Source organism: Helicobacter brantae, from assembly GCF_003364205.1.
GTDB lineage: Bacteria > Campylobacterota > Campylobacteria > Campylobacterales > Helicobacteraceae > Helicobacter_G > Helicobacter_G brantae.
In genome coordinates, this window is the sequence record NZ_NXLV01000035.1 from 1 (window position 1) to 359 (window position 359).

The 359-nt window shown below is 39.6% G+C and carries 1 protein-coding gene; it reads right to left on the minus strand.

Translation table 11 applies throughout. The features are described from left to right. Nucleotides 1–67: 67 nt before the first annotated feature. Nucleotides 68–359: autotransporter outer membrane beta-barrel domain-containing protein (locus CQA58_RS08135; RefSeq protein ID WP_115570203.1), on the minus strand; the 292-nt coding region annotated here is incomplete at its 5' end.

Sequence of the window (359 nt, forward strand, 5' to 3'; positions counted from 1 at the left end):
CACCCCTCTTTCCCTCATTTTATTTCCCACCCCTTTTTTTATCCCACCCTTTCTCTATCCTCATATCCTAGAAACTATATCTTGCTCCAAGATTGAACTGCATAAAGGTTCTTTGCTTATCTCCAAAGCTCTTTTCTACATCGATATACATTCTAGCTCCTTTAGTTAGCTCAATATTGCTTCCTACATTTAGCACTGCTCTTCCATTGCTCTCTACTTTGTCAAGTTGGGTTACAACACTGCTTCCCCCTCCATTTGCTTCAGAGTTTCCTCCCTCAATATAGTCATACTCATAAGAAGCTCCTACATAAAGACTTGCAAATCCTTTATCAGTAGTGAATTTCTTCCCTAGACTTGCT